This window comes from Novipirellula sp., from assembly GCF_041583735.1.
Classification (GTDB): Bacteria; Planctomycetota; Planctomycetia; order Pirellulales; family Pirellulaceae; genus Novipirellula.
Window position 1 is genome coordinate 1 of sequence record NZ_JBFHFD010000601.1, and the last position, 5365, is coordinate 5365.

A 5365-nucleotide genomic window follows, 5' to 3' on the forward strand; every position below is an offset into this window, starting at 1 on the left:
GATGTCTCGTTCTCGCGATTTCCTTGCTGGTCGCTGTTTTGATTCCCACTCGCAATCCCGTTGGCGTGCCAGCGGCGTCTCGCAAATCGGGGTGCTGCAAATCGGGATGCTGCGACTCGGCAGACCTATCATTGGGCCGATGATTCGCGTGATCGGATTTTCGATCCTAGTGCTGGGGTTGGCCAGCGATCCTGGGGCACGCGTTGTCGCCGCGGACAGCAAATACGCCCACAGCGATTCAAACGCTCGCTACATTCACCATATTGATCTGTATGATGTCAATAATCGCAAGATCACGCCGGAATCGGACCAACCGTATTCGCCGCTAAACACCTGCGGTCGCTGTCACGATTATTCCGCGATCTCGCACGGTTGGCATTTTAATGCCTTCATGAACGATTCGGTCGATGGTCGTCCGGGCGAACCTTGGATTTGGACCGATGCACGCACCGGCACTCAGTTACCCTTGTCGTACCGCGATTGGAAAGGATCGTTTGATCCTGAGGAATTGGGAATCAGCCACTGGGAAATGACGCATCAATTTGGCAGCCGACTCGCTGGCGGCGGTGTGGCGGTCGCTCCCGACGACGATGCCGAATCAAAAACGGCGACGGAGTCAGATGTCGAACAAGAGCAGAGCGACGCCGAAGCGAATAACGCGGCGGAGGATTCGGCAAAACCCAACCGCTGGCCGTTGAGCGGTTCGATCGAAATCGATTGCATGGTCTGTCACGCCAGCAGCGGTGTGTACGACTTCAACACGCGGCGTGAACAGATCGAAGACGAAAACTTTGCATGGGCGGCAACCGCGGCGCTGCGACTCGGGACTGTCAAAGGAAGTGTTTCGCGGATCAAAGATGGCTCGGACCCCAGCGACGAGTCGACTCAGCAAAAGCTGCCCAAAGTCACCTACGACGCGCGAAAATTTGAACTCGATGGCACCGTCTTCATGGACGTGATCCGTGAACCGCATAACAACGCGTGCTTCCAGTGCCACAGCCAACGGACGGTCACCGAATCGGGTATCGAACATCGCTGGATGCACGACGAAGACGTTCACCTTCGTGCGGGGATGCAGTGTGTTGATTGTCACCGCAACGGCATCGAACACCATACGGTTCGTGGATTTGAAGGCGAACAAAATCCTGCCTCGTCGTTAACCCCAACCGCCACATCAACACTCACTTGCAGCGGATGCCATCTCGGTGACGAACAAAATTCGTCGATGATCGCCGCCCGCCCAGGACGACTGGGGGCTCCCTATCCGCATCACCAAGGTTTGCCGCCACTGCATTTCGACAAATTGTCTTGCACCGCGTGCCACGGTGGACCGGTCCCGCGTGAAGAGGCGGTGCGGATCATGACCAGCTTGTCGCATTCGCTGGGATCCAAAGAGCATCGTACCGGGTTCGAATTGCCTGCGATCGCAGGTCCGATTTACAGCAAGATGGACGATGGAAAGATTTATCCGCAACGAGCCATTTGGCCTGCGTACTGGGGTTCGCTGAGCGATGGCAAAATCAAGCCTCTGGATCCAGCTAGCACGTATGACTTGACGCGTCGATCGCTGCGGGTGCGACGTGATTTTGTCGAAGAGATCATCTCACCCAAACTCGGCAGCTCGGATCGCAAGAAGATCTTAGGCGATGACCGCTACAGAGTGTCCGACGAAGAACTCAACGAGGAAGAGCGTAACAAATTGGCGATCGCTCAAAAAGAAGCTGGCACCGAATCGTTCAACGAGAAAGTCGCCGCGTCGCTGGAATCGCTTGAAAAAGAGCTGAAGATCGAGACCGCCGTGTATGTCTCGAGCGGCTTTGTTTATCGCCGCGGTGAAGACGGAAAAACGGTTTCTCAGGTTCCACGCGACGAGATACAGAACGCGGAAGCGATTGAGATGACGACGTGGCCGATCGCGCACAACGTTCGCCCCGCCGGATGGGCGTTGGGCGTTGGCGGTTGTACCGAATGTCATCGTGAAGACAGCGTCATCTTTGCATCGACGGTCCAATCGATTGGCCCCGGACCTGATCAAGGAACCCGGGTCACGATGGCATCGCTGCAAGGACTCGACCCAAATCAATCCCTCGTTTGGAACCAATTGTTTGTCGGGCGAGCGTCGTTCAAGTATCTGATGGCAGCTTCGATTTTGGTGCTCTGTCTGATTCTGTTGGTCGGTGTCGGCGCGATGGCTTCGCGGTTGGCGGGTCACCATCGCCACCATCCTCCCACCGCCTAACTTGTTGCGACTTCTCAGCTCGCAGCACGCTGCTCCCTAAAAGCCCGATCCGCACCTCACCCTACTCGAAGCTATGATCAAACTCGCCACTCAGATTTGCTTGTTCACCATCGTCGTTTGCACGATTGTTCTTGCTGCCACGGCGCTGCCGGCATTATTGGGCGATCATTTGGAAGGCAAGACTTTGATCCTGCACATGATGGCCAGTGGTGGCGTGGTCACGCTGCTGCCGATCTTGGCGATTCTGCTACTCGGCCAAGCGATCGGGGTCCAAGGATCTAACGCACTGCTGCAAGTCGGATTTTGGACCACGATTGTGACGGGGCTGCTTTCGATCGCCAGCATTTTTGGATGCATGATGCCGATCACATCCACCGCGACGATGCACACGTTGGTGCTGATCCACGGCTATACCGGGTTTGCGATGGTCCCTGCGGTCACGCTGCTGTTATTCGGAATGATCCGTTGGCGACGCATGCATTCAATTCGGTCGACGACGCCGGGATGAAGCCAGGTGGGTTTGCGTGCAGCCGGGTGATCGGCGGTGACTCGAATCAGAGCTCGACTGAGGGTTTCGGCGGCGGCCGTGTAAGTCGACGGCACCCCTTCGACTGACGAGGCAATTTGTTCTGCGAATCGGCAGGCCTGGACATCCGCATCAAATTCAGTGCGATAGGCGACCCAACGCAGCATCACCAACGTCAACGCAATCGCGACGACGCTTCCTGCAACCATCGCCCAGCTGGCCTCGCCCGCGAAATGGGTCACCATCGCTCCCACGGCCCAGGCGGGCAAAATTGAGAACATCCGTAGCGGCACATGACGACGACGCAAATGAGCCGCTTCGTGCAACACCACCATCGCGACCTGTTCTCGCGGCAGTTCGTCGAGCAATCGATCCGACAATAACAACGTGCGAAGCGGAGGCACAAAGCCGGTAATCAACGCGTTGAACGAATTGCCCTCGGTTTGCCAGCGGACCATCTTGGTACGACGCAGTCCCGCCGCAGACAACACGTTGGCTACCCAAATTTCCGTGTCCGAGGCGAGTGGACACGTTTTGAATAGTCGCGAAACCAACCAAGGCATGCCGGCACCGAGGAACACCACCAGCGAGATGCCCATGACCCAACCGGCCTGGCTCTCGCTGATCGGCAACTGCGTGATCGCATCCGCACTGGCCAGCAACATCAGCACGGGGATGACCAACCAAGCCGTTGCACCACGAAAAGAACGGATGATGCTGCGAAGGTGCGAAACGAAACCGCGATCGGTGTAATCGAGCACGACGCCATAACGATGTTCGGCCGACCAGCTTGCGGCGGCGAGCGCGAGCCCAGGAAACAACAACACCAAAGCTTGCAAGAACATCGAATGCTGAATCACAGGCAATGTATCGAGGGATCGAGCCAAACCAAAGCCACCTAAACACATCACGATCACGCCTAGGCTGAGCCAGCGAAAAACATCCAATTGGGTTTCCAGCCACTGAGCCCCCTGAATTGGCTCGATATTGCCTGCCAGCACTTGCCGCGACGTCGTGCGAGCGGCGACGTGACAAAGAATCCACCAAGCCGTGATCATTCCAGCCGTTGCCACGACCGCCCGCATCATGTCGACTTCGCCCGCAGGCAACGAACCACAACTAAGCGAAAGGACAACGAACAAGAAGGATTGCAGATGCATGATTGAGCCGGGGCAAAGGGAATTAGCTCCGCGAATGGGAATCCCGAGTGTAGCACCGGAATTTTCAAATTCGGGAATTTGCCCTGCAATCCACCGCCAAGAAAGCCGGCTTGGATCGGAATGATACGATTGGATCGATTACAACGGCTCGATACTCAAATCCGAAAAGACGGAATGCGTATTGACGACTCGCAATCCAATGCCGCCGGTCGCGTAATGAGCATCACGGCTCGTCAAAACGAGCTTACCGTTGTCAAACACCTCAAAACGATCCCCCTTGGCTCGCACCCGAAATCGGTGGGCAACATTGGGATCGATTTGCAGATCCGCGCGAGCGATTTCGTGCCAATTTTGGCCATCGGTACGGCCAAAGATCACGCGATTGTCTCGCGGAATCAAACCGGCAAAATATCCTCGCTGAGCATCAAAACCGACCGCTACGGCGGTCGTGCGAAACAGCAACCCCGCATCCCGAGCTTCCGCATCGCCGCGAAAATCAATCGTCACAGCGGCATCAACGTCGGCAGGAAGCTCACCGCCAAGCATCCATTTTTCGCCGCTGCGGTACGCGTTGATCGGCGTTTCAGGGATCACGCCAAGATGCACCCCCGCGTCATCATGACGGATGAATTGATGGTGCCCGTAGTAAGCCCCGTCGCCTAGCTCAGCAGGATTTTTAAACGAAGCGTTCCAAGGCAATTTCAATTTCACACTCGATTCACCCGAGGGCCGATCCAGCGGCACTCCCGCAGCGACAGGCTTACCGAACATCGGTGAATGATTCGGACGAAATCGCATCGGCTGGACCAACACGCTGCGTCGCCAGCCGGGTTCGCGATCGCGTTTGGCGTGAAAGACATGCCACCACTGTTTTCCGTCGATCGTTTGCACGAAACAGGAATGGCCGACGCCATAGGTTTCCGCCGTCCCTTGAAAAACGGGCCGATCGTTTTTCTGCCACGACGCGGGATCGAGCGGATCGTCACCCACCAGTTCCAATTGTCCAAGTTTGTACGTTGGCAACCATGACGCACCACATGAATAGATCACAAAGGTACGTTTGCCGTGCTTTAACACTTGCGGTCCTTCGGCGAGTCCGCGTTCACTCGGCTTCGGCTCGACGCGCTCCCACAGGTAATCATCGTTATCACAAATGCGAACGCGAGGTCCGGCTAGCTGCGTCGGCGATTTCATCGGTGCGATGTACAGATATTGTTGATCGGTGCCCGGCGCATCCCAACCGGACCAAATCGCATACCGTTGCCCCTGATGTTCAAGCACCGTCATATCGATAGCCCACAAGTTCGGCGAGCGTCCATCATCGCCGTCGCCAGTCGCAAACGGACCCTGCAGCTTGTACGGCCCCAGCGGATCTTTCGACTCCGAACGCAACACGTAGGCCAAGTGGTTTTCGTTTTTACCGTCGGACCCCGCAAAATA

Annotated in this window: 4 protein-coding genes; 2 read left to right on the forward strand and 2 right to left on the reverse strand. The window is 56.5% G+C overall.

Features of this window, described 5'->3' with window-relative positions:
* Window position 1 precedes the first annotated feature (1 nt).
* Window positions 2-2239: a hypothetical protein gene (locus ABX962_RS29210; protein WP_372724793.1), complete on the forward strand. Its 2238-nt coding sequence runs from the start codon at window positions 2-4 to the stop codon at window positions 2237-2239.
* Window positions 2240-2312: 73 nt separating this feature from the next.
* A complete protein-coding gene (locus tag ABX962_RS29215; RefSeq protein WP_372724795.1) occupies window positions 2313-2747 on the forward strand; it encodes a hypothetical protein in 435 nt (144 codons plus the stop codon).
* Here the strand turns inward: ABX962_RS29215 and ABX962_RS29220 are convergent.
* Together ABX962_RS29220 and ABX962_RS29225 are read right to left on the reverse strand one after the other, a co-directional pair.
* Window positions 2648-3925, reverse strand: coding sequence for a M48 family metalloprotease (locus ABX962_RS29220; RefSeq protein ID WP_372724797.1), 1278 nt, complete (start codon window positions 3923-3925; stop codon window positions 2648-2650). The two genes, ABX962_RS29215 and ABX962_RS29220, sit on opposite strands and share 100 nt — an antisense overlap.
* A 138-nt stretch (window positions 3926-4063) precedes the next feature.
* A partial coding sequence (locus tag ABX962_RS29225; RefSeq protein ID WP_372724799.1) for a family 43 glycosylhydrolase occupies window positions 4064-5365 on the reverse strand: 1302 nt, incomplete at its 5' end.

What these genes read in the sequence shown, in the direction of transcription:
- ABX962_RS29215 (WP_372724795.1), top strand. Translation starts at nt 2,313, where the DNA reads ATGATCAAACTCGCCACTCAGATTTGCTTGTTCACCATCGTCGTTTGC.
- ABX962_RS29210 (WP_372724793.1), top strand. Translation starts at nt 2, where the DNA reads ATGTCTCGTTCTCGCGATTTCCTTGCTGGTCGCTGTTTTGATTCCCAC.
- ABX962_RS29220 (WP_372724797.1), bottom strand. Translation starts at nt 3,925, where the DNA reads ATGCATCTGCAATCCTTCTTGTTCGTTGTCCTTTCGCTTAGTTGTGGT.